The 24,801-nt window shown below is 49.4% G+C and carries 24 protein-coding genes; 3 read left to right on the forward strand and 21 right to left on the reverse strand.

Annotated features, from left to right (window positions below; translation table 11 throughout):
- Nucleotides 1-10: 10 nt before the first annotated feature.
- The 4 genes from H8B09_RS19545 to H8B09_RS19560 form a co-directional block, all read right to left on the reverse strand.
- Nucleotides 11-3,169, reverse strand: a complete 3,159-nt coding sequence (locus tag H8B09_RS19545) for a DEAD/DEAH box helicase (protein WP_191205263.1) — start codon at nt 3,167-3,169, stop codon at nt 11-13.
- Between the two features lie 145 nt (nt 3,170-3,314).
- Entirely contained in the window at nt 3,315-3,635 is a 321-nt protein-coding gene (locus tag H8B09_RS19550) for a thioredoxin family protein (RefSeq protein WP_191205264.1), read from the reverse strand.
- A gap of 3 nt (nt 3,636-3,638) precedes the next feature.
- Nucleotides 3,639-4,010, reverse strand: a complete 372-nt coding sequence (locus H8B09_RS19555; RefSeq protein WP_191205265.1) for a MerR family transcriptional regulator — start codon at nt 4,008-4,010, stop codon at nt 3,639-3,641.
- Nucleotides 4,011-4,132: 122 nt separating this feature from the next.
- Nucleotides 4,133-4,885: a hypothetical protein gene (locus H8B09_RS19560; protein WP_191205266.1), complete on the reverse strand. Its 753-nt coding sequence runs from the start codon at nt 4,883-4,885 to the stop codon at nt 4,133-4,135.
- Between the two features lie 615 nt (nt 4,886-5,500).
- Between H8B09_RS19560 and H8B09_RS19565 the strand changes: the two genes are divergently transcribed.
- The 3 genes from H8B09_RS19565 to H8B09_RS19575 all read left to right on the forward strand — a co-directional run bounded on the left by H8B09_RS19565 (nt 5,501) and on the right by H8B09_RS19575 (nt 9,329).
- Nucleotides 5,501-7,270 carry an ABC transporter ATP-binding protein gene (locus H8B09_RS19565; protein ID WP_191205267.1) on the forward strand — a complete coding sequence of 590 codons (1,770 nt, stop codon included), beginning with the start codon at nt 5,501-5,503 and terminating at the stop codon, nt 7,268-7,270.
- Nucleotides 7,263-9,038, forward strand: coding sequence for an ABC transporter ATP-binding protein (locus H8B09_RS19570; RefSeq protein ID WP_191205268.1), 1,776 nt, complete (start codon nt 7,263-7,265; stop codon nt 9,036-9,038). Before H8B09_RS19565 ends, H8B09_RS19570 begins: the two co-directional genes overlap by 8 nt.
- An 87-nt stretch (nt 9,039-9,125) precedes the next feature.
- Complete coding sequence (locus tag H8B09_RS19575; RefSeq protein ID WP_191205269.1) at nt 9,126-9,329, forward strand: DUF2536 family protein; 204 nt, start codon at nt 9,126-9,128, stop codon at nt 9,327-9,329.
- Between the two features lie 108 nt (nt 9,330-9,437).
- Here the strand turns inward: H8B09_RS19575 and H8B09_RS19580 are convergent, their stop codons facing one another.
- From H8B09_RS19580 to H8B09_RS19660, 17 genes are all read right to left on the reverse strand, one after another.
- Nucleotides 9,438-10,808, reverse strand: coding sequence for a hypothetical protein (locus tag H8B09_RS19580; RefSeq protein WP_191205270.1), 1,371 nt, complete (start codon nt 10,806-10,808; stop codon nt 9,438-9,440).
- Nucleotides 10,809-11,014: 206 nt separating this feature from the next.
- Nucleotides 11,015-12,079 (reverse strand): stalk domain-containing protein, encoded by a 1,065-nt coding sequence (locus tag H8B09_RS19585; protein ID WP_191205271.1) that lies wholly within the window; start codon nt 12,077-12,079, stop codon nt 11,015-11,017.
- Between the two features lie 18 nt (nt 12,080-12,097).
- A complete protein-coding gene (locus H8B09_RS19590) occupies nt 12,098-13,075 on the reverse strand; it encodes a hypothetical protein (protein ID WP_191205272.1) in 978 nt (325 codons plus the stop codon).
- Nucleotides 13,068-13,565 (reverse strand): RNA polymerase sigma factor, encoded by a 498-nt coding sequence (locus tag H8B09_RS19595; RefSeq protein WP_191205273.1) that lies wholly within the window; start codon nt 13,563-13,565, stop codon nt 13,068-13,070. The genes H8B09_RS19590 and H8B09_RS19595 overlap by 8 nt, the downstream gene beginning before the upstream one ends.
- Nucleotides 13,566-13,772: 207 nt before the next feature.
- Nucleotides 13,773-14,651: an SUMF1/EgtB/PvdO family nonheme iron enzyme gene (locus H8B09_RS19600; protein ID WP_191205274.1), complete on the reverse strand. Its 879-nt coding sequence runs from the start codon at nt 14,649-14,651 to the stop codon at nt 13,773-13,775.
- A 97-nt stretch (nt 14,652-14,748) separates the two neighbouring features.
- Nucleotides 14,749-15,384 carry an endo-1,4-beta-xylanase XynA gene (xynA, locus tag H8B09_RS19605; protein ID WP_191205275.1) on the reverse strand — a complete coding sequence of 212 codons (636 nt, stop codon included), beginning with the start codon at nt 15,382-15,384 and terminating at the stop codon, nt 14,749-14,751.
- Nucleotides 15,385-15,773: 389 nt separating this feature from the next.
- Nucleotides 15,774-15,974, reverse strand: coding sequence for a hypothetical protein (locus tag H8B09_RS19610; RefSeq protein ID WP_191205276.1), 201 nt, complete (start codon nt 15,972-15,974; stop codon nt 15,774-15,776).
- 118 nt (nt 15,975-16,092) lie between these two features.
- Nucleotides 16,093-17,319, reverse strand: a complete 1,227-nt coding sequence (locus H8B09_RS19615; protein ID WP_191205277.1) for an RtcB family protein — start codon at nt 17,317-17,319, stop codon at nt 16,093-16,095.
- Nucleotides 17,320-17,465: 146 nt separating this feature from the next.
- Nucleotides 17,466-17,753, reverse strand: coding sequence for a hypothetical protein (locus tag H8B09_RS19620; RefSeq protein WP_191205278.1), 288 nt, complete (start codon nt 17,751-17,753; stop codon nt 17,466-17,468).
- A 57-nt stretch (nt 17,754-17,810) separates the two neighbouring features.
- A complete protein-coding gene (locus H8B09_RS19625; RefSeq protein ID WP_191205279.1) occupies nt 17,811-17,987 on the reverse strand; it encodes a DUF3934 domain-containing protein in 177 nt (58 codons plus the stop codon).
- A gap of 52 nt (nt 17,988-18,039) precedes the next feature.
- A complete protein-coding gene (locus H8B09_RS19630; RefSeq protein WP_191205652.1) occupies nt 18,040-18,249 on the reverse strand; it encodes a hypothetical protein in 210 nt (69 codons plus the stop codon).
- Nucleotides 18,250-18,496: 247 nt separating this feature from the next.
- A complete protein-coding gene (locus H8B09_RS19635; RefSeq protein ID WP_191205280.1) occupies nt 18,497-19,201 on the reverse strand; it encodes a DNA alkylation repair protein in 705 nt (234 codons plus the stop codon).
- 120 nt (nt 19,202-19,321) lie between these two features.
- Nucleotides 19,322-19,474 carry a hypothetical protein gene (locus H8B09_RS19640; RefSeq protein ID WP_191205281.1) on the reverse strand — a complete coding sequence of 51 codons (153 nt, stop codon included), beginning with the start codon at nt 19,472-19,474 and terminating at the stop codon, nt 19,322-19,324.
- A gap of 98 nt (nt 19,475-19,572) precedes the next feature.
- Entirely contained in the window at nt 19,573-21,189 is a 1,617-nt protein-coding gene (locus H8B09_RS19645) for a response regulator transcription factor (protein WP_191205282.1), read from the reverse strand.
- Between the two features lie 2 nt (nt 21,190-21,191).
- Entirely contained in the window at nt 21,192-22,946 is a 1,755-nt protein-coding gene (locus tag H8B09_RS19650) for a sensor histidine kinase (RefSeq protein ID WP_191205283.1), read from the reverse strand.
- A 45-nt stretch (nt 22,947-22,991) separates the two neighbouring features.
- Complete coding sequence (locus tag H8B09_RS19655) at nt 22,992-23,870, reverse strand: carbohydrate ABC transporter permease (protein ID WP_191205284.1); 879 nt, start codon at nt 23,868-23,870, stop codon at nt 22,992-22,994.
- Between the two features lie 21 nt (nt 23,871-23,891).
- A complete protein-coding gene (locus tag H8B09_RS19660; RefSeq protein ID WP_191205285.1) occupies nt 23,892-24,788 on the reverse strand; it encodes an ABC transporter permease in 897 nt (298 codons plus the stop codon).
- Nucleotides 24,789-24,801: the final 13 nt, after the last annotated feature.

The raw sequence follows: 24,801 nt of genomic DNA on the forward strand, positions 1-24,801 counted from the left end.
ATCTCACTTCCTACACAATTGCTTTATTCGCCGCTGGAATTAGTGCTGGCGGCATTTCTTGTTTCAGACGCCAAATGAAACTAATAGGGCGATTACCCTCATGACTCACATACTCTGCCTCACCAAGGAATGTGAATGGCATCGTATAGTTGTTGTCTTCTTTATACTCACGGACGAATAGTGCAACTCGACTTCCGAGTTTCTGGTGATTAATGTATCGCTGAGCAGTCTTCGTCTCCTCTGAAATTCTACTCTGTGACTGCCAGTGAAACAACCGCTCGTTAATCGCATAATCTTCATACAAGGTAGATGGTGAGAAATCCTTGTCGGATTTATTAAGTGTAATGAAGAAAATGTCAGTTCCCTTATCTTCGAAGTATTTGACTCCTTCACGGAAAGCTGGCGCTTTCTCCCCGTTCCAGAACCCAAAGGCGGCCAAAACCTGATCCGTTGAATACCTGCAATGCACATCAAGCGGACAAGGGAACGGAAACTCATTTGCCGCATCTACAAACTCGATATGCTTCGCATTATACCGTAGAATATCCAGGATCTCTTCTCGGAACTCCGGACAGGCAATGATGGACCGGATACCATCCTCAATGCAATTGAAACCATTCTTCCACGGTTCCGAGCGGTAGAATGTATAGTAGAACATATTCAACATAAGTTGCTGTTCCTCGGTTACAGCCTGAATCTCACCCGAAAGATAAGCAATCATAAATTGCAACCATCTGCGGGAATTGAGACTAATTAACGCAGGCAACCGCTTTGTCAAAAACTCCTCGTTCTCGAACTCAAAAGGCGGAAGTAATTCTGCCTCCACAAGCAGACGCCTGAACGAACGATTTCCTGATCTGCCGCCATAAAACTCATATAGCGTCATACCGTGATATCGAACAAAATGATCCAGTGTCAGTTCAAGGCCTGAATCCCCTTCGAAGTATTTGAGCTTATGTACCAAGCTTCTTCGATTCGTAGTAGCTTGCTTCAAATTCCTCAAGATGTGATCCTTCGCCATCTTCTCAAGTTGGATAAAGCTTCCTCTTGGGAGACTGGAAAATCCATTCTCCACATAGTGCTGAACAGAATGCTTCGTTCGACCGAGTATTGCTCTAAGCTTATCATGGAAGTTGTAATCCTTATGCGCTTGTCCAATGAAATCAAGTACAGTCAGGCATTCCTTGCCCTCTGCCAGACGGAGTCCACGTCCTAATTGCTGTAAGAACACCGTTAAACTTTCGGTCGGACGAAGGAATAGCACCGTATTCACCTCTGGAATATCGACACCTTCATTATAAAGATCAACTACGAATATGAATCGAATCTCGCCACTAACTAATCGATGCTTCGCATTTAAACGATCATCATCACTTGAGCCTCCATGCAATGCCATTGCCGGTAATCCTGCTTCATTGAACACCTTAGCCATATAAAGGGCATGCTCAACACCCGCACAGAAGCCAAGTCCCTTCACTTCATCCATATCCGTCACATACTTCTGCAGGCTATTCATGATTTGAGTAGCTCGAATCTTATTGTTCGTATATAAATTCTCGAGCTCATGTAGATCATAGCCACGTCTCGACCACTTCACCTGAGATAAATCGATATGGTCGCTTACGCCAAAGTATTGAAAAGGACAAAGCAGCTTGCGATCAATCGCATCAGTCAGACGAATTTCGGCTGCAATCGTATCGTCGAAGTAGCGCAGCACATCTTTACTGTCCATACGTTCCGGCGTAGCAGTAAGGCCTAACAATATCTGGGGCTTATAGTGAGTTAACAGTTTTTGATACGATGGTGCGGCGGCATGGTGAAATTCATCGACAATAATGAAATCATAATAATCAGCTGTCGTATTCTCAGTTAACTTGATCGAGTTCAAACTCTGGATACTAATAAATAGATGATCCAGCGCTTGGGCCTGGTGATTACCCACGTGAAGCTCGCCGAAATTCAAATCCCTCATGATGAAACGAAATGAGTCCATGCTTTGCTTTAATATTTCTTCTCTATGAGCAACGAACAGTAGTCTCGCTTCAGGTTGACGTTGAGCAAACCTTCTATAATCAAAGGCGGAAATGACCGTTTTACCGACACCGGTCGCAGCTACTAGCAAGTTATTGTGCCTGCCATACAGCGTTCTCTCCGCCTCAAGCTTCTCAAGGATTTCCTTCTGATAATCGTATGGCATGATATTGAAGGTGAAAGTCATCGCTTCATGATCGTTAAGTTGCTTCTTATTCCTACCGAGTGCTTGCTGTAATCGCTCTTCGTGAGTTGGTTCATCCCCAACATAAGTTGTAAACTCTCGATCATTCCAGTAGCTTTCGAAAGTCGCTTCGATTTTCTTCAATACGTCATACGAGTCCTTCTCTGTGACTTTCAAATTCCATTCCAGTCCACTAGTGAGAGCTGGATTGGATAAATTAGAGGATCCAACGTAGGCTGTTGTAAATCCTGTATCCCTTTTGAATACATAGGCTTTCGCATGAAGTCGGGTACGAGTGCTATCGTAAGAAATCTTGATCTCTGTATTAGGAAGTTTGCTCAGCTCCATTACAGCCTTGTAGTCTGTCGCTTCCATGTAGGTCGTAGTAATAATCCGGAGTTGTCCGCCTCTAGCTGTAAATTGCTCTAATTGCTCGATCATGCATCTTAGGCCGCTCCACTTGATGAATGATACAAGAAATTCTATGCGGTCAGCCGTTACGATCTCATGCTGAAGTTCATTGAGCATATTGGGCTCGGAATGGGAACCTGTAAATAACGAACTCTGTGACAAAGGTGTCGTTGGACGAAGCACTTTATCAGCCTTAATCGCCCGTATTGAGTTTAGCTTGGCATAAACATAAGTTAACACTTCTCCTTGTTCACTTAATTGCAGTTCATCATAATCTTGTTGATCAAGACTATTCTTGAGCGTTGCGATTATTTCATTACAAGCTCGGACCTGCGCTAGAACCGCCTCTTCATCGTTCTCAGAGCTCTCGCGGACTGCTTTCAAGGCACGCCGAATAACTGTGGCAATATAGCTGCTTAAAAGCTTCCTTGCTTCCTCCGCGTCCAATGGCTCCTTGCCAATATCGTAGGCAGATGGGTCCAATGCAGCAAGCTGAGTTAAAGTACCGTTATTTAGAATTTGCTCATACAGACCTTGCTTCATGGGATACCTCCATCGCTGCTGTTCATTGCTTTCAACTTAATTCGCCTTAAACCACCTTGTTCCTGGCACTTCGTCGAATTTTAGTAAAACAAAAGAGCCCTAGCATTGCTAAGGCTCTCTTCACTCATTTCTAATTTATTCTATCTCAATTACTGTACCGACCCAGCAACGTCCGGTATACTTCCTTCGGCCTCAGGCCGATCAACTTCTCCACTGGTACACCGTCGTTGAATAAAATAACCGTCGGCATCGACATCACGCCAAAACGCGAGGATAGTTCAGGCGATTCGTCGCAATCGACATAGGCGATGGATACGCGATCCCCTTCCTCTTGCTGCAACTCCTCCAAGATCGGATGCAGCACTTTGCATGGTGGGCACCACTCCGCACTGAAATCAACAAACGTCAGCTTATTCGACTGAATCGCTTGGTCGAAGCTGTTTACGTCAACGACTGGTAGGCTCATCTCTCATTCCTCCACTTGACCCTCAGGCCGTTCATCTAGAATTGACCGAATGCGATCCTCCAGGTTCAGCTTAATGTTCTGCAGTAGCTGGATCTGCGAGTCAATCTCCGCGAGCTTCTCGCGGTAGATCGGCAGCACCTCGTTGCAGAATGCTTCCCTGTTCTTCAAGACGCAGTGCAGAAATCCGGCGATCTGATCCGTCGACAGGCCAAGTTGAAGATATAGCTGTATCGTCCGGACCTGCTCCTCCGCCAGCGGCGAGAATTCCCGATATCCGTTATCGCTCCGCAGTGGAGACAGCAATCCCTGCTCCTCATAATAGCGAAGCGAACGGATGCTGACGCCCGTCCGAGCCGCAAGCTCACCGATTTTCATAAACACAACGCCTCCTGCATGGTCGATTCGAGTTGATTATAAACCGTGACATTGGTGTGAGGGTCAAGGTGTGATTGAAGAAAGGGGCAATTGGAGACTGCCTGAAATAGCGATTTCCAAATCTACTCGTCGAAATAACCTTTCTTATTCGTTGGGGCAGGGATGAACACGCCATATTTGTTGAATTGATTGTTTAGCTTATCGGTTGGTTGTCCAGAAATCTTCAGGCGGCTTGCGTCCGTAGTCTGCACGAGCTGCGATCGATGCTTAATATGGGACAGCGACTCATAGATACGATCATTATGTATAACATGAATCTTATAAGGACTGTTGCTCGTTTGAAGAGTCGTAGATTGCTGTCTGCGGAGCATCCACTGATGACAGGAGCCGCACTGATATGCTTCGCAAGGGGTGTAGATCTTTGCATTGTCTTCTCGTGTGAGACAAAGCTCGATCATTTGTTTCATCAAGGAGTTTCCGCAGTTCACACAGGCCTTTACCTGATCCCCGATAATGAAGTCGATCGTCTCAATGCGCGTCAGTGTAACGTGAACCACTGGGTTACTATGTGTGATCGGTGCCCCTTTAACTGGTGATCGCACAGTTGAGCCTGCTGACTTCGATCGCCCCACCTCCATAACCCTCCAACTGCGATTCGACGCATCCAAGACGGTCTTGAACGCATCCAGCAGATAACCATGATCGCATCGCGCACAATACCACACATCCGCCATCAGGAATGCCGTCTGCCCCTTCCGCTGATTCGACTGGTACTGCAACTCCAGTTTACGGACTTCTAGGAGGCCCTTACAATGCTTGCATTTGGACAGAAAGGCCTGGGTGAGCTCTACGCCCTCGAGTTTGATGACGCTCATGTGAAGAATCCATCCTTTCGATACAGTCAAGAAGACCGGGAGTTGCGGTAATATTTGGGGTATGGATTATTTACCAATAGAAATTATATGCACTAGTATAATGATACATTTTGTCTTCTGCTTCAAGCCGTTAAAAACAAGTTCTCCTTAATTGGTTAGAGATACAGGTGTTATCTGCAGGTCCGCCCACTGCAGAAATTACATTCTTATTAACTTGGTTACCAACTCCACGTTAATGGTATACATCGTCTCGCCTCATAGTGTCAGTATATCCCAATGGACCTAGCCATTGAATTACCAACTCCCACTTCCCATCCCTTAGTTCCCATAAAATAGTCATTTTTACACTGGAAAATATAATAATCCTTAACCCCTTCGTAATAATACAGAACTAGTGAGGAAACGGAAGCATATCCGAAACATACGGCGAAAAAGTAAGGTTTCACTGCCCCCAATTACCCTCTTCCGATATTTTGCCCCGCAATCCGTTCTGTGTCGGAATTGTGTCGGGTGGCTTTCTTTGTAAGCGTGATATAATCTCCATAGTTTGCAATTCGGGAGCAATTTTCCCGGGGGTAGAGAAACCACAACTTACAGAAGCTGGTGATCAAACAAATGTTTCAACTGAAGTGGCTTTGGCACAATTTGCGAGGGGATCGAGCACGTTACATAATCGCACTTATCCTCTCTGTAGTAGGCTGTTCGCTTACGATTATTAACCCGTACATCGGCCAGCGGATTGTGGATACGTTCATCGCGGGTGATGATGCGGTACAGAATCTGACTGACAAGCGGTCGCTGCTTATCGCGTTATGCTTAGGCATGGTCGGTTTCTCGCTGCTGCGTACAGGCTTGGCTTACTTTACAACGCTGTTATACGAACGTTCTTCGCAGAACATGCTGTATCGCGTTCGGATCTTCCTGTACAACAAGATTCAAGGACAAGACATGCACTATTACGATCATAACCGCACGGGCGACCTGATGACGAAGATGACCGGTGACCTTGATATGGTCCGTCACACGATGGCGTGGATTATTAAGACCATCATTGAATCGCTTACGGTGTTCCTCGCTGCCGTCGTCTATTTCTTCTATATAGATGCGGAACTCACTTGGTGGCTGCTCATTCTGTCGCCTCCGATCTTCATTGTGGCATTCATCTTTGCAAGACGCGTTCGTCCGATGTATGGCGATCTGCGGGAGAAGTTGTCCCAACTCAACACGATTACGCAGGAGAATATCGCGGGCAACCGCGTGGTCAAAGCGTTCGCGCGTGAAGAGTATGAAGTACAGAAGTTCACGGAGAAGAACGTCAATTACTCCAAAGCCAATAAGGCTGCGGCAATGGTATGGCTCGATTACTTCCCGTACCTGGAGACGTTCGCGCAAGCTTTCAACGTTATTCTTATGATTGTCGGCGGTATGCTCGTCATGGACGGCCGCATTACATTCGGTGAATTCTCGGCTTTCTCTGCACTCATCTGGGGTCTATCGAACCCAATGCGCAACATCGGTATCATCATTAACGATATTCAACGTTTCTTCGCCAGCCTTACGAAGATCGTCGACGTTTACTACGCGGAACCGCGTATCGTGAACGAGCACAAGATGGAAGCGAAACGTCGTTACAAAGGCTCCATCCAATTCGATAAAGTAAGCTTCAAATACGATAACGCAACCGTTCTGGATGACATCAGCTTCACAGTCAAACCAGGCGAGACGATTGCAATTATGGGCGCAACTGGCTCTGGCAAAACAACGCTCATCAACCTGATTCCGCGTTTCTATGACGTTACTAAGGGACGCGTCCTCGTGGACGGCAAGGACGTGCGTGAGCTGGAGCTCGATGAGCTGCGCGGCAATATCGGTGTCGCAACGCAGGACGTCCTGCTGTTCTCCGACACGATCGACGGCAATATCGCTTATGGCGATCCAGATATGCCGGAGGATGATGTTGTGGAGTTCGCCAAGCTGGCGGCAGCGGATGATTTTATTCGCAAAATGCCCGAGAGCTACAATACGATCGTCGGTGAGCGTGGCGTCGGCCTGTCCGGCGGTCAGAAACAACGTATCGCCCTTGCCCGCGCAATGGCTGTGCAGCCTCCGATCCTCATTCTCGACGATACGACTTCGGCCGTCGACAACGAGACCGAAGAGCATATTCAGAAGAGCTTGCGCGAGCTGGACTTCGATTGCACGAAGATCATTATCGCTCAGCGTGTGTCCACTACGGCGGAAGCGGACCGTATCCTCATTCTGGAGAACGGCCGCGTAATCGAAGAAGGTACGCACAGCGAGCTGGTGGCGAAACGCGGCTACTATTACGAAGTATTCAAGCTGCAGAACGAAGGCATCGGAAGGCAGGCGACTACGCATGGCTAGGAATAAGTTCGACATCGACGAGAATCTGGAGTCCCCCTTCAATATAAAGCACTTCAGACGTGCACTCGTCTATATCCGGAAACAGCAGAAACCAATGATCATCGCCTTCCTGCTGAGCGCGCTCTCGGCAGGGATCGCACTCTCGGCGCCGCTCATTATCCAGCACGTCGTTGACGTAACGATTCCATCCAAGGACAAATCGGCGCTGGTCTTCTGGGCGATGATGACGCTCCTTACGATCATCGTCAGCGTCATTCTAGCGACGATCCGTTCGCGGATCATGACGCGAGTCGGACAAGATATTATTTTCGACATACGTACCGACTTGTTTAAGCACTTGCAGAAGCTGCCATTCCAATACTATGACGACCGCCCGCAGGGCAAAATCCTGATCCGCGTCGTCAACTACGTCAACTCGGTATCCGACGTCCTATCGAACGGTATTATCAACTTCATTCTCGAGATCTTGAACTTGATCTTTATCGCAATCTTCATGTTCGCTGTCGATGTGAAGCTGAGCTTCGTCATTCTCGGCGGTCTGCCAATCTTCGCGGTCGTCATCCTGCTTATCAAGAATAAGCAGCGCCGCGCCTGGCAATCGGTATCCAACAAAAGCTCGAACATGAACGCATATATGCAAGAGAGCATCAGCGGCATTCGCGTTACGCAAATTTTCACGCGGGAGAAGCGCAACGAAGGCACATTCACACGTCTGTCCACGAACTATCGCAACGTGTGGATGAGAGCGATGTACTTCAACTTCTTGATCCCGTTCTCGGTTGATAACTTGGCAACGATCGTTACGACGGCGATCTACTTCGTCGGTCTGGTTACGCTTGGTCCAGAAGAAATCACCTTCGGTGTCATTCTCGCGATGAGCAGCTACGCAGCGCGCTTCTGGCAGCCGATTCTCAACTTGTCCAACTTGTACAACAGCTTCATCAACGCCGTCTCTTATCTCGAGCGTATCTTCGAAACGTTGGATGAGCCAGTGACGGTCAGCGACATCCCGAATGCACGTGCACTGCCGCCGATCCAAGGCCGCATCACGTTCGACAACATGACCTTCGCTTACGATCCGGGTCATAACATCTTGGAGAACCTGACCTTTGATGTCCGAGCAGGCGAGAGCATCGCCCTCGTCGGCCCGACAGGCGCCGGCAAGACGACGGTCGTCAACCTGATCTCCCGCTTCTACAACGTGTCCGATGGCCGCATCCTCATCGACGGTCACGACATTGCGGAAGTGAAGCTGGAATCGCTCCGCAGCCAGATGGGCATCATGCTGCAGGACAGCTTTATTTTCTCCGGTACGATTATGGACAACATCCGTTACGGTCGTCTGGACGCTACCGAAGAAGAGGTTATCGCAGCGGCTAAGACGGTCTGCGCCGACGAGTTCATTCGAGAGTTCGAGAAAGGCTATATGACAGAGGTTAACGAACGCGGTTCGAAGCTGTCACAAGGCCAACGCCAGTTGATCTCGTTCGCTCGTACGCTGCTCGCTAACCCGCGCATCCTCATTCTCGACGAAGCGACATCGTCGATCGATGCACGGACGGAACGCCTGCTGCAGAAAGGTCTCAATGAGCTTCTGAAAGGCCGTACTTCGTTCATCATCGCCCACCGTCTCTCGACGGTTAAGAACTGCGACCGTATCATGTACGTCGCGGATAAGGGCATTGCCGAGTCCGGCTCGCACGATGAGCTGATCGCGATGCGCGGCCGCTACTACAAGCTGTACACGGCGCAGAAGATGGAAGCTTAAGCTCGAATGAGTTAGAATGTACACAAGTGGCCCCCGATCTCGGCTGAGATTGGGGGCTTTTATAACATCGTACAGAGGTGATTATAGATGAGCTTCATGCTTGAACGGATTACCGATAAGGTCGAATGCTTTGAGGCCTATGATATGAAGACGCTGGAGAAGAAGATCGAAGAGCAGATCGAGAAGAACAAATCGCTTATGCTGCAGGTGCACGCTGTCACGCACAACGTTGTGTTTGATCAGAATCATAAGAAGATGCATTACAGCGCGGTGGTGCATTTTAAGGCGTAGATCATCATTCCTTTAACTAGCAAGCGAACGCGGCATGCTCAATTGAACGTTTGGGCATACCGCGTTGTTTGTGACGAGGACATATTTCACACAGCTCACCACTAACTCTTAAACCTTAGATAGCTCGTCCAGGAAGGCTGGTCTCTTGCTATGTTCGTTTCTTAGCTTTCCGACGATCTGAGACTGACCTGACGAGTCGAAAACCTTACGATAACGTTTAATCATAGCGCACACTTGCTTATATTCTTTACGATTGGTGGATGAACCCGCTGCTTTATAGATATAGTTGCTATAAATTCGTTCCACTTCCTCATTGTAGTCAGCAGACAACCTTGCAGCATAATTCTCTATTGCGGAAGGATTCGATCTCACATAGGCTAACATTTCGTCCCGATCATCCTTATCAGAGATCAACTTCAGATAGACATCACGTGTTCGCCAATTTCCGCTCTTCTTCAGTTCGATCAAGATGGCTCGATAGAAGTCCTCTTTATCTCCTTCCGCTAGAGACTCCAGCTCTTGATAGTACGTATAATCTCCATTTAATAAAAGCTCCTGTGCCAACTGCATCTGTTCGTTGCGAAGGGAAAGCTTCTTGTAAGCGGCATAACGGTAATTTTGCCACTTAGACATTAATCCCGCAAGCCTCTGATCCTGTTGTTCTCCCTCTTCAGCTAATTGAATCACACGACGATAATCTTTACCTCTCAACGCTTGTTCAATTGCAAGCTCTCGGAAAGATGAGTATTGAAGATGCTCCTCCATAAACTTGTTCACTTCCTCTAGGGAGCCATAGTCCTTGAGGAGCTGAAATAATAGCTGAAGCAGAGCCTCAACTGTGTAATCCCCATACTTCATCTGAGCAGCAACAGCGATCTTCTGCTCGATAGCTTCCTTTAACTGTTGTCTGAAGCTCTGTTCACACGCAAACTCGGTACAAATTTGGAGCATATCCGTCTCAAAATTGTCCCAGCCTTCAAAAATATCGCTGTTACATACGTTTAGCAGACGCTCGAATATATTTGCCTGGGAAGAGAGATCTTCATCCTGTAGGCCGCTCACGATTGCTCGAATACGTTCCAAGCATTCTTCCACCAGCATGCCGATATCGCCGTTCGAATCATCCGCATATTGGAACGACGCCACGCCTTCTCTCAGCACCATCAAGACAACTTCTAGTGCCGATCCGCTGTCCATTTCGCTATCCGCTTCATCCAACAGGTTCAGCATATCCTGTGCAAAAAGATGCGTATCACGATATGGAATGAATCCTTCTTCTCCCGTGTATTTATCCACAATGGCGTCCATCAGCTTTTTAAGTAACGCAAGCTGCTGAGCACCATCTTTGCCTTGAACATATTTCACCAACAAACTGTTCTTGAATAGATCATCCTGCTCTGCAAGCTTGACAATGATGCGAATCAGTTCTTCTTTGGACAATTCATTCAAAACTTTTATTACATCCTGTTGTCTCTTCATCTAATCCACTCCCGTTACTCCCGACTGTGATTCAGAAACAAGTAACACCATATTGTGATCTGTCTGCCTCGACATTAATGATACAAGCCACTACTCTAAGTTGTAAATCGTATTAGCCGTTCCTCTTGGAATACAAAACATCGGCTCCGCAGCAAACGCCGCAGAGCCGATGTAGCAATCGATTGTATCTTTACTCAAGCATCTTATTACTCCGCATACTTAATCTGGCTCAGCTCAATGAAGTCATCCGCCGCAAGGAAGGTGTTGCCGCCTTCAAGGGCTGCAGCCGCACGAAGCTCGCGCGTCTCGCCATCTGCCGTCGTTGCCTCCGTGCCGCGCAACTTCAGGCTGTACAGGACATCTTCTCCGCTTCGAACCTCAATGTTCTTCGCTGTCGCATTCCACTTGATCTCGTAGCCAAGCGACTCTGCCAGCTTGCGCAGCGGCAGCATGAGCTGGCCGTCCTTCACGAATGGCGCTTCGCCTTCGGAGAGCGCTACTTTCTCGCCATTCACGGACACCCCATCGAGATTCGCCGATACATAACCTTTGTAGCTGTATGGGAATACCATCACCTTAGCTGCAGCGTTCGAAGCCTTCACGCCGTCGATTGCTGCCGTCTCCCAGACCAGCACCTTCTGGCCAGGAATCAGCATGTCGGCTGTAATGATATTTTTCGTCAGATAGGGGTTTAGCGTCGTGTCTGCCGTTACCGTGAATTCCGTGTCGCGATTCGTTCCGACTACAACCGAGCCGTCCTCACCCTTCGTTACGCGTTCGATCTCAGCAAATGTCGGTACCGCGAAGTCAGCCGGAATGCCTGCAAGGATCAGCTCCGCATGGGACATTGGCGGCAAGCTCATCGTCATGGCAGGACCTACGTAAGCATACAAAATTTCATTCTCGCGAATGTCCGATAGCTTCATCGGCATGCCCGTTATGGCATTCAGAATTCGCGTATCTTCGCTAACGTTCACAATGATCGATGGGATATCGCCGTTCTCTTTATCATGGCCGAGCAGGATTCTCTTCTCTTCAATCTTAGTCGCCTCGCCATATACTTGGACGGAAGGCAGTCGATGCGTCTGCCCAATCTCATACAGCGGAGCGCTGATTGGCACTGCTTCAATCGGGGCACTGATTGGTACAGCTGTGATAGGCGCGCTAATCGGCATGATCTCAACTTGTTGCGCAGCTGCAATCGAGGCTCCACCCGTCAGGCAGGATACCGTTGTTAGGACTACAAAAGCTTTCTTCATCTTCTTGTTCATTGTCGTTCATCCTTTCGATTATTGATTATTTGATTGAAATAAATAGGAATATGTTGTAACCCAATCATCGGACAACTTGTATTGGCTATCCCCAATAGAGATTAGGCGCAGCCGAGGCGTCAGCAGCATATCGATTGCCGTGCCGTCTTTCAACACTACGCGAAGCTTATACGTCTCGCCTGGAACTCTTGCCTTCGCCAGTTGTTCGTACTGCTCATTCGTCAGTTTGCCTGCCGACTCGAATGCGGCAATATGTTTGACCCACTCGCGAACTTCCTTCTCGATGCTCCACGCATGCAGCAGCTGGCTGCCGGTATATTCCAACAGTTCCACTCGCTCCACCAGCTTGTTCAAGCGAGCAGCCGCTACATAATCTTTAGCCGCGATGGCGCTATCGTCTGTATGACCTACTAGCTGGACAATATAATAGCGATCATCTCGTGCGACAGCTAATCGGAAAGCAGGATCATAGCCGGGCAGCTTGTAAAGAATGCCTTCCGTCATATACGTCGTGCCGAAATCCCGGCTCGCGTATCCATTCGTTCCGCCGTTCTGCATATCCACCGTAATGTCATACTCCAGCTTCCCGAGCGGCTCGCTCTCTTCCAGCTTCAACTCCGATAGGTCATACGGCTGGCCGTTGTTCAGGAACTCGTACCGACTGCCGTTGTAATTCAGAAACTTACGGACTTCGCCTAACTGAGGTAAATGGAGTCCACGTGGACTGATATCTATCGACATTGGCACAGGAGTGACGATAGGCTTAAGCACGACAATGGCAGGCTCCTCTTCCCCGTTCATGAGCAATGGCAGACCGAATCCGATAAGCAGCGCACCCAGCATAGCCGGCAACGCAATGCGATAACTCCAGCGCCATTGCCGCTTCTGCTTCGACTTCGCTTCGGACGGATTCATAATTCGCTGCAGCATTCTCTCCGTCTGCGTGTTCGTAGGACCTATACGGGCCAGGCGTTCGAGCAGTTCCTTCTCAGTCATCGCTATCACCGCCTATCCTCAGCTTCAAGAGCTTTCTGCCCGTATGCAGCTGCGTGCGGACCGTCGCCTCATTCACGGCAAGCAGCTCCGCGATCTCCTTCGTCTTGTAACCCTCGTAATAAAACAAATATATCGGAAGCCGGTATTTGGCAGGCAGGGCCAGTACCTCGCCAAGCGTATCGTCATGCTTAAGCTGTTCTGTCAGCAGCTTCTGATCGGTCTCCTCAAGCGATGTCCGCATGCGCCTCCACCAGTGCTTCAGCACATTGCGGCTGTGGTTGCGGGCAGTAACGATCAACCAAGCTTTCTCATGTTCATGATCGCGAAAAGCTACGTCCGACTGCATCAGCTTCAGGAAGACGGTCTGCGTCACTTCTTCCGCGTCGACCACGTTCTTCAGCAGCATGAAGCTGACTTTGTAGACGGTGTGGACATGACGCTGGTAGATTTGAGTGATGTCCTTGCTCGTACGCCGCAAGGGCTCCTCCATGATGAATGACCCCCTTCTCTAGTAACACAAACGAGATGCATGAAATGTTTGGTGCAGCTTAGAAAAAATTGATATGAACATTCGGTGGCAAAATGAAAAAGACCCCCGATCTCGATGGAGATCGGGGGTCTTGCGCAACGAATAAGCATTCCTACGTTCCTGTGCCTGCAGGAAGATCAATCCTTATTCGCCGTCCTTAACATGCTTCTATGCATTCCGACATACTCGAAACCCTTGATCAGGGCCAAATCCGCTCGCCTCGAACTTGCCCCGGTAAGAAACCTCGTTGCTCACCACGTCGCCCAGCCAGCCGCCGCCCTTCACCACGCGCATAGCGCCGCTGCTATTGTCCAAGCCGTCTCCGTACCAGTTCCAGCTCCACTCTCTAATATTGCCTGACATATCGTAGAGCCCGAGCTCATTGGGCTTCTTGCTGCCAATGTATTTCGTCGTATTGAGATTGGATTCGATGATCGGCCAGTTCCAGTCGCCCGACAGATACTTCGTACCCGCGTTTCTCCAGTTCCACGACACCTCGTCCGGAGCGTTGCTTCCGCTATACGTATAGCTCTGACTCAACTGGCCTCCGCTTGCAGCGTACTCCCATTCCGCTTCCGACGGCAGTCGATAGCCGTTGGCGTCGGCATTCGTTGTTACGATCCATTTGATCGTATCGTATTCGCTCTTATTGTTCGGATCCTGCTTGCTCTTGTCGATCGTATAATACGGCGTTAACCCTTCCCTGACGCTTTTCTTGTTGCAGTACTCGATAGCGTCATACCAGCTCACCATCTCAACCGGTCGATCGCCGCCCTTAAACTGCGATGGATTGGTCCCCATGACCTCAATCCATTCGCGCTGGGTTACTTCGTACTGACCGATATAAAAGTCAGGCAATGTAATGGATTGCCCATAGAAGTTGGACTTAGTATCCTTGAATGTTCCGCCTTTAACAAGAATGAGCTGACCGGCCTTGGCTTGATCCGCATCGGACTTCGGCGGCGTATTCGCAGGCGAGGCTTGCGAACAAGCGCTGATGGCGGCAGCTAGTAGGATCATTGCCACGCTAACGGATAACCTTCTCATCTCGATATCTCCCATTGGCTTGTCTACAAAAGCATTCGGAAGTGCTTAAGACCGCCGGCGGTGAGCCGGCAGTCCTTCGCCATCCGATTATTGCCGATTACCAGACCGTTACGTTCGAGCTGCCGCTGCTTTGGTAGCCTTCCGTCGCCAGAACCTGATAAGTCCAGCTGCTGCCCAGATTCATGCCTTTGCTCTTCCATGCGTTAACGTGATTAGCGAATGTGATCGCAACGTTGCTGCCCGTTGCACGCTTCGACTGACGAACGCTCCAGTACTGCGTAAACGTTGCCGTGCCATCGATGGAAGGCGCATTATAACGAGTAGCCGTGTAGATATCGTACGTGCCGCCGTCGCTCGATACCGACCCTTTGTACGTTCCCGTAGGACGATAGGTGCCCCAGCTATCTACAACATAATACTCAATGAGCGAATTGCGAGTCCAGCCATAGAGCGTCAGATAGCCATTGCCAGATGGCGCCCATACGCCCGCATTGTAGTTGATCGTCCGTGTAGGTGAGCCTACGGTCCAACCCTTGCCGACGACAAAATTGCCGGTGTTAGACCAATTGACGCTGTAATTGCCGCCAGAACCGTTCACCGCGTTAACCGTGCCGCCGCCGTCCGTCCAATTCTGCCAATAATCAGTTGCCGCACTTGAAGTTGCCGCAAACATGCCCATGCTCATTGTTGCTGCCAGAACAGTCAAAACCGCTTTCTTCGTCCATTTCATCATCACTATAACCTCCTAATATTGTATTAAATGTCACTTGCTGCGAGCATCCTGCATAGCCGTTACCTTAACTCGAGGATCGATTCTAGCTGCAGAGCCTTCTTCGTAACGTGACATAACGCAATGTTATCAGCTTGTCCCCCTTTCGGAATGAGTAATAAAGGCCTGAATCATGTTACGCCTTGTAAGTTAGCCGTTCTCTCTTGGTGCATCTAGATATTACCAAGTAAGCGCATACAAAACACTTTACAAATTTAAGAGTAAGCTTTGTTTTCTATAGATATTTTTAAGAGGAATAAGAAGAAGACGCCCAGGTCAGTCCAGGGCGTCTTCTTCTTATTGTTCATTTCGGTTTCAGCCCGAGGTATGATGCGGTTAACGGACAACGCCCCTCACACAGGAGCAGCGTATCTGCCGCCGCTCAGCACGCTCCTAAGTTTGCTGCCATTGCCTATGCGTGGGCTGCGCCAGAAGGCTACTCGTTGGAAGTGCTGCAGCAAAATTGACGATGCGACCTCGGCAACTCGATCTGCGGCAGGAACGACAGCCACTGCGAGCAGCAGAGATAGGAGGATGCTTAGAAACCTTGTCATAAGTACACCTGCTTTACTATTGGATTTGCGAATTTCCACTGAGCGGATTACGAAGATGCCTTTTTATCGCCATATACGGCCTAGGGAGGATCACCCACTCCACTAGCGTCTCTATTGTTTAGTCTTTATACGGATCAAACTCGTCTGCTCCGGCCATGCACACGCCAATCGGTTTCAGCACATGCATAACTTCGATCGTTTCGGCATGAGCGTCGAGCACCTCTTGCAGCTTCCGGTATACAAAAGGACTCTCATCCGTTCCCGCACCGCGCAGCTCCACTCCGTAATCCCGAACCGCATCCATCATCTGCTTCTGCGAGATTTGGCCGCCGCTGCGAGCACGGGTTTTCCAATTCATCCGACCCGCCGCCTGCGTACGGCTCATCAACCGACCCGCTCCATGAACGGTACTGTAATAAGCATCCCGATTCTCCACACTGTCTTTGCCCTTCACAATAACCGAGATATCTCCCATGCTGCCGCCGATGAATCCTACCTGGCCAGGCGCCGACGGTGTCGCCCCTTTACGAACGACAACAACCTCTCGACCGTTATGCATCTCCTTCCAAGCATAATTATGATGGTTATGTACCTCGTAATCGGCCTCCGCACCTAGTATAGACAGCACCTGACGGATCACATAGTCTCTTCCCGCGTACGCATAACGTCCAGCCAGCTTCATTGCGCGATAGTACATATCACCAAGCTCGCTGCTCAAGTCTAACAGAACGGGAGGTTGATCCATCGTCTCTCCAGGAGCTTTGCCTAGAAATTCTCTGCCTGCTGCAAGATTGAGGAATCCGCTGGCTGTCTTATGTCCGAATCCTCTGCTGCCAAAATGATTCGCGATCCACAGACGCCCCGTCGTCGTCTCTTCGAACAAATCAACAAAATGATTGCCGCTTCCGACCGTGCCAAGCTGGCTCTGCGCCAATGCCTTCAGCTTGTCATGCTCCTGCTTGCCAACCGACTTGTACACATCCCAATCAGGATCGTCGAACAAGTCATGATCGACCTTGTCGTTATTGACTCGACCCACTCCGAAGGAGATACGCCGAGCAATCTCGTCCATTAGGCGCACTAACTTCGGCTTAATGTCTGCCGCTAACAGATTCGTCCGCACAGCCTTATTCCCGCATGCGATGTCATAGCCAACACCGGAAGGGGAGATTTGCCCATCGTAGACAACAACGCCCCCGATTGGCTGGCTGTAGCCTTTATGATGATCCGCCATGAGCAGCGTTTGCACGACATTGCCGTGTTCCGCACATGTTATCGCTTGCGCCAGCGCCCCATCATCTGGTTTTCCCCAGACGCGTACGCCGTTAATCAATTGATAAGCCATAATTTCATTCAACTCCTCTGGGAGTTATCTTCGCATGTTATGGAATAGATGAACATGGTGGAAGTATTACGAGAAAAAAGCGTCCCAAACCTCCCGCAGCCTAGTACGCGGATGTTCGAACGCTTTTTATTCATCAGCTCATGCTGTTACTTCGCTTCATATTCCTTCGTCGCTGTATCCAGCATCGCTTGCCAACTTGAGAATTTCGTTTCTCTTGCCACATGACGATCGAATAACTCATCTTGAATGTTCTTAATCTCCTCGCGCGTATTCGCTTGGAAATTGCCCTTCTCCATAAACGCTTCGAAACTGTTCATATTCGTATACTTCACCATGAACGATTCGTGGAACAACTTCTCGAACGATACATGCTTCGGATCCTCTTGAACCGTCTTCTGACCCTTCAACTCCAGCAACAAATCATCAAATGACATCGGCTTATGCTTACCCAGACGATCACTCCTCAATATTGTGTATTATAGTGTATGACGTTACTTCTGTGCCTTATCCGGCTTGGAATTCGCAGCAGCGGCTGTTGCATCGCTTTTGCCTTTCGTGCCTTTGCTTGTGTAAGGCTTAGGCGCATTCTTCTTTCTATTCGCGCTTGCCTGCCAACGGTTCCAGCCCTTCTTGTCGGTACCTCTGCCTGTGCCCTTGCCCTTGCTCAAAAGATCACTCCATTAATAAACTACTCTTATTCATTGCAATTTGTTCGAATCCTTAAACGCCAGTACGCTTCTTCTGATTATTCGGCTTCTTCTTAATCTGGCTCGTCATCTTCTGAACGCCTGCGTTCAGATGCGATTGCTGCTTCTTGCTCTGGGACTGTGCTTGTTTCTTCTCTTCCAACTTACGTTTCATTGCTTCCGCCAGGCTGATCTTCTTCGGCCCAGTCGGTTCATCGACATTCGGTTTATTGTTGTCTTCCATCGACTTCTTATCTCCTCGCACTGCAATCTTGAATAATCCGTCCATTTCTGATTCGTATCCCTCATGAAATCTTAGCACAATTCGAACATATTCCATAGCTAATAAATAATGGCGCCTCGGCAAAATGAAAAATATGGCTACTTACTCTCTAATAACTTGTCCATTATCCATGGGGGAATTCCATACAAAAGACCGTGCCAATAGGGATCGACCTTCCCTATCAACACGGCTTTTTGAATATCGATCCCTAACATCTTACATGCTTACGTTTAAAACCAAGCTGGTTTTTATCAACGGCCTTCTGAATATTCGCTGCGGTGCTTAGAACAGCGCTCTTGCCGCCTTTGACAACCTCAACAGGACCAATCGCCTCGACCGTCTCAACGGCTTTATCATGGAGAGCCACATACGATACGGCCACTGTATATAAGAAATTACCCATCGAATACTTCGCGCGCAGTGGTGCGTCATGAATCGTATTGCGTACCGTTTCGAGCATTGCGGCGATTTTGCCTTCAGAGAACTCGCTGTCCTTCCGATTGCCGAGCAGCCAACAGTAACAGCTATAGCCCGCCGACATCCGCAGCTCATCGCCGCTTGCAATCCACTTATCCGCGACCTGCTGCGCAATATCCGCTTCCGACAAGGTGACAGACACAACAAAGTCAGACAACATATAGAAGTAAGCCCCGTCCATCCAGCGGTCGTAATCCGCCTCGGTCATCCCGTTCGGATCGGCAATGATGCCGGCGAAATACATCGCGTCATAGTTTCCAGTCGCGTAAAGCTCGTCCGCCAACGCTTGATTGATTTTGATTTTCTTGAAGAGAGGCTTCATCTCGCCAGTCGCCACTCCGAAGAGCGGTTCATGCGCTCCATTGGATAGGTACATTTTCTTCAGCCGTTCCTTGCCCAGCGCTTCGAGCTCCTGCATGACGGATTCTAGATTCATTGGTTTATGCTCCTTTAGCTGTTATATAGAAGTTAGAGAATGACATAAGGCAAAGAGCAGCCTATACGACAAGGCTGCTCTGTTTATGTTGACTCTATTTTGATAAGTGGAATATCCGATTCATGAATTCCAGTCCTCGCGTGCTCTCTTTACTTCTTCAAGGAGTTCTTTTCCTCGTTCAGGTGTCAAGGTACCGGCAGCTTCCACAAGATCATCAATCGCATAATCATCCTCTTGGGTTTCCACCGGCTGCTTATCGGGTTTGGAGATCATGGATAATCCTCCTTTGCCTTAAGTCGGTTAGCCTCATTATAACATACGTAAAGATACTTCTATAATCCCAACGTCAAGAGCTGGTACTCCCACCTACCTCATTTCACCCCCGCCCGATCGCGGAACTCCTGTGGAGTCATATTCGAGAACGCCTTGAACAGTTTGATAAAATGCGGCACGGCCTGGTAACCAACCGTCTGGGCAACCTCGTAGATCTTCTTGTCGCTGCTGCGCAATAGATACGAGGCTAATTCCATCCGATACCGCAGAATAAAATCGCTTAGATTGTTCCCTGTCTCTGCCCGATAAGCTCTTGATAAGTACGCTGGATGCAGATCGATGTGCGCCGCAATCGTCTGAAGCGATAGGTTGTCATTGATATTCTTCTCGATGAACGCATGAACCCGATCCACCAAACCCTTCTGCCTGTCGGACGAATCGGCTGATTGCTCTCGAAGATTGCGCAGGATCATGAACGCCCATTTCTCCAACTGACCAAGCGAAGGCGCCGCCGGCATGAGGCCAAAAGAAGGAGCGCCGAACTCGCTCAGCAGCTTGCCTTTCTTATGCGCCATATATTGATACGCGTTCGCTATCGCGAAATACGCTTCATTCGCATGCTCCGGCGGATAGTTGACGCTCCTCAGCTCAGCGAAAACCTCCGTCAGCTTCTCCTCCGCTTGCACCCAGTTCCCTGTATCCAACAAATGCATCAAGAGTGGCGGCCGATACAGTGACGTCAATGTTCCGATCCGAGGCTGACCATTCTTGCCCGCAAACCGGAGAAACACGCTCTGCCTTTGCTCTTCGATCATCCGCATGCCATCGATAACCGATCGATACAGCTGCGGCACCCCCTCGGGGAAGCTCGCCCAATTCTGAGCGACGATGATCGAGATCGTGCCGCTCAGGAGCGACTCCGCTTTCTTCTTAAGCGCCGCCGCCTGAACATCCATCACATGCTGGAGCATCTGCGCCCTTGTCCCGCTCGCATCCTTCGGCGTAACGAGAAACACGAGATATTCGTTATGATCCCGACAGAACCAGAGATGGAAGTCTTCCCGGAACAGCTCTTCCGCCATGTTCGTAACCGCATATTCGATCAGCCCTTTGTCCATCCGCTCGTATTGCTGAAGCTTACCCTCCAGCCTGACGATGAATAAGCCTGCCTTCTGATGAAGTGGAAAAGGAACATTCAGCAGAAACAGCTTCCGTTCCAGTTCTGCGCATGGAATGCCGTTGTCATACAACAGCCGGTTGAGCAGCTCATTACGGAGAGCCGGAAGGCTCTCGCGAAGCGCGTAAGTATCGCGCTGTTGCTGCTCCTGCAGCTTACGCTCAGAGGCAATCTCTTCGGACAATTGGTTCAGCGTAACTCGCAGCTGATCCGGGTTCACCGGCTTCATCATATAACCGGATGTATTATAAGGAACTACGCTTTGCGCATATTCGAAATCCGCGTATCCCGAAATGACGATAATCTTCGCCTTGCGTCCCATCTCGCGGATTTCCCGGATCAGCTCGACTCCGCTCATCTCGGGCATCCGGATATCGGTAATGACGATATGGATATTATGGTCCCGATAGAGCTGCAGCGCTTCTTCCCCGGAATAAGCCTTATGAATGGCGCCTATGCCAAGCTCGTCTTTCGGAATGGTAGCGGCGATACTATCAACTTGAGATGGGATATCGTCTACGATTAGAACCTCTAGCATCGTTAATCGCCTCCGTCTTTAATCTTCAGCCCAACGCGAAGTCCTCCGAGCGGCGAATGATCGATCATTAAGCCTGACGACGGTCCATAATAATGCTTAAGACGCTGATGAACGTTTCGCAGCCCAAGGCTGTGATCCGCGCTCGTTAATAAGGTCAAGGAATGTCTTAATGCAAGCAGATCGCCCTGCTTCATGCCGACGCCATTGTCCTCTACGACAAGCTCCCAGCCATCTTCCGTCCTGCTGCCGGTAATAACAATCTCGAACTGTCCTCTCTTGCCCTCCATGCCATGCACGATCGCATTCTCGACAAGCGGCTGGAACAGCAGACGAGGCATTAGATTCGACATCAATTCTTCTTCAATATGCTCCTGGTAATGCAAGCGCTCCGACTGCATCCGATGTATCTCCAGATAGTTGCGGATAAGATCCATCTCTTCGGCCAATATCGTCAACTGCTGCTCTGTCCGCGTCGTGTACCGATAGTACTGGCTTAAGTGCTGGGTGAAGGCGATGATGACCTTCGTCCGATCCAACTGCGCCATACTCTGAATATATGCGAAGTTGTTGTATAGAAAATGAGGATTGATCTGCGCCTGCAAATGCTTAAGCGAAGACTCCTTGGCGCTAAGCTGCTCCGCGTACACCTTATCGATCAACGTCTGGATGTCTTCGGACATGAGGTTGAACTGCTCGATCAAATAATGGAACTCGTTATTCGGCCCGCTATTAATTCGATGATCGTACGCTCCTCGCCGAAGCGACTTCACGCCTCGAATCAGATCATTGATCGGCTTCTGCACATTGCGGTACAACAGCGATGCACTTGCGATTCCCATCAACAACAGCAGCAAACCCGCGCCATAGAACGTCAGCTTGCTGTGATTGATCGGCTGCAGCACCTTCTTCATGGGCTGGAAGTCGACCAAATACCAGCCAAGCGAGGATGAAGCGACATAGTTGACGAGATACGGTTCATCGCGAAACGTTATCGTGACAGAACCCTCAGCAGGGTTCTCCGCTTTAATAATATTGAACTGCTCAGCCATTGCCTTGATCAGTTCGGGGTCTAGCTCGCGAGACATGATCGGATCATAATCGGGGTGGTAGAGAAACGGTTGCGAGGCGCTGCCCTGCATGAATCGGTCGAGCATCTTCACCAAATTATCGGCTGTGAACATCACTTCGACATACAAATTCGGATCGCCCAGCTTCGTAAGGGTCTCGAACGGCGTATTAAGCACGCGTACGAACACCTTCTCCGGTCCTCGATCCGTCAAGGCGACGCGATAATCCCACCGGTCATAGACAGAGTCCTTGAAATAGGCAGAATCGTAAACCTGTTTCATATTCGTAGAAGCAACAACATCGGACAGCGGCGAATAAACAGTGAAGTCGTTCTCCCATTCGAAGGAGGTCGACTGCATATCCAGCTTCTGGAGCAGCACCCGCTTCGTCTCCAGCGTGGAGTAATTAGGTTCGGAGGAAGTCCGAAGCTGCAGCTGCAGCGTATCCGGATCCGCCGCGATGACGAAGGCCGCTCGCCACAGTCGGTTCACCTCGACATCCATCTGTTCGACGAAGAAACGAATGCGGTTCAAGTTAATCTGCAGCAGCTCTTGTTCGACAACACGGGTACTGGTCTTGTTCGAAGAATTATACATGGCGATAATCGGGATGAGCATCAGAACGATGACAATCATGACCTTCGTGAAAATATTCATTTTGCCGGCAGGTCTGCGTCTGATTCTGAACATGAGCTCCCCCGATTCAGTTGTATGATAGGGCCGGGAACCATCCGATTAGGATTTGACCGATCCGAGTACGATCCCTTTAACGAAATATTTCTGCAAGAAAGGATAGACGATCAGAATAGGAAGGGCGCCGATGAAAATTTGTGCCGCTTTGATCGTTCGGTTGGAGAAGTTTTCTACACTATCCAATGTTACACCGATGCGCGACAGGTTGTCACTTACAATCATAGAGTGCAAATAGGTGGCTAGCGGATACCCATCTGGATTGGACATATAGATCATCCCGTCAAACCATGAGTTCCAATGGGACACCATCGTGAACAACGACAACGTCGCAATCGACGGCATCGATACAGGCAGGTACACGCTCCACAACACCCTCAGATGACCCGCTCCGTCAATGAAGGCAGCCTCCTCTAAGTCCTCAGGGATCGTACGGAAGAAATTGAGCATCAGAATCATATTCCATACGCTGACGGCAGGCGGAAGCACGAGCGCCCAGATGGAATCGATTAGGTGCAGCTTGCTGATCAGAATATAAGAAGGAATAAGTCCGCCCGAGAACAACATCGTGAAGACGAAGATCCAGATGTAGATCTGGCGCCCCTTGAACTTATAATTCGTCTTGGACAAGCTGTATGCCGCCATCGTTACAACGACCATTGACAGCACGGCGCCAAGCACCGTCCGCTCGACGCCAATCCATAACGACTTCAGAAACATCGCATTGCCAAGCGTCTTCACATAAGCATCGGTCGTAAAGCCGACCGGCCAGAAGTTCACGATATTCGCTGTTGCCGCAGCACGCGAACTGAAGGACAACGCCAATACGTGAATGAGAGGAAGAACGCAGATCAGCGACAGCAGCGCAAGAAAAATCGTGTTCGAGAACGTAAATACGGAATAACCTCGAGAGCGATATTTCATGATGACGAGGAGGCCCCCTTTTTAGAAAATGCGATAGTTAGCAAGCTTGAAAGCCATTCGGTAGCTGATCACGATTAGGATGAAACCGATAAACGATTTGAACAGTCCCACCGCTGTACCGAAGCTGAACTGTCCGTTATTCAGACCTTCGCGATAGACGAACGTATCGATAATATCGCCATGCGAATAGACGAGCGGATTGTATAAGTTCAGAATCTGGTCGAAGCCCGCATCGAGAATCCGACCAAGCGACAACGTTGCGACAACGATCACGATCGGCATGATTAGCGGAACAGAGATCGAGATGACCTGCTGCCAACGGGATGCCCCGTCGATTTCAGCTGCTTCATACAGTGCCGGATTAATGCCAACCAGCGTAGCTAGGAAAATAATTGCGGAGAAGCCGAATTCCTTCCACACGTCGCTAAGCACAACCGTAAACCGGAACCACGAGCCATTCCCCAAGAAGAAGATGCTGTCCACGCCGAACGCGTTCAGCACGCGATTGACGATTCCGCCTTCCGGCGACAGAATATCCAGCATGATGCCCCCGAGAATAACCCACGACAGGAAGTGCGGCAAATAAACAAAGGTCTGCACGGACCGCTTGAAGAATGTCTTGCTCACCTCATTGAGCAGCAACGCGAACACGATTGGAATGATTAAGTTAATGACCAGCTTGAACGCCGAGATAATAAGCGTATTCCAGATGACCTGCTTGCCGTCCGGATACGTGAACAAGTATTGAAAATGCTCAAAGCCTACCCAAGGCGAGCCCTTGATACCAAGCCATGGCTCATAATCTTGGAAGGCAATGACAACCCCGAACAACGGGATATATTGAAAGATAATAACCAATGCTAGAGCCGGCAATAAGAGCAAATGAAACGGCCACGTTTTGCGCCAATACGCTGCCATGATGCACCTTCCT

This window comes from Paenibacillus terricola, from assembly GCF_014779765.1.
Lineage (GTDB): Bacteria > Bacillota > Bacilli > Paenibacillales > Paenibacillaceae > Paenibacillus_T > Paenibacillus_T terricola.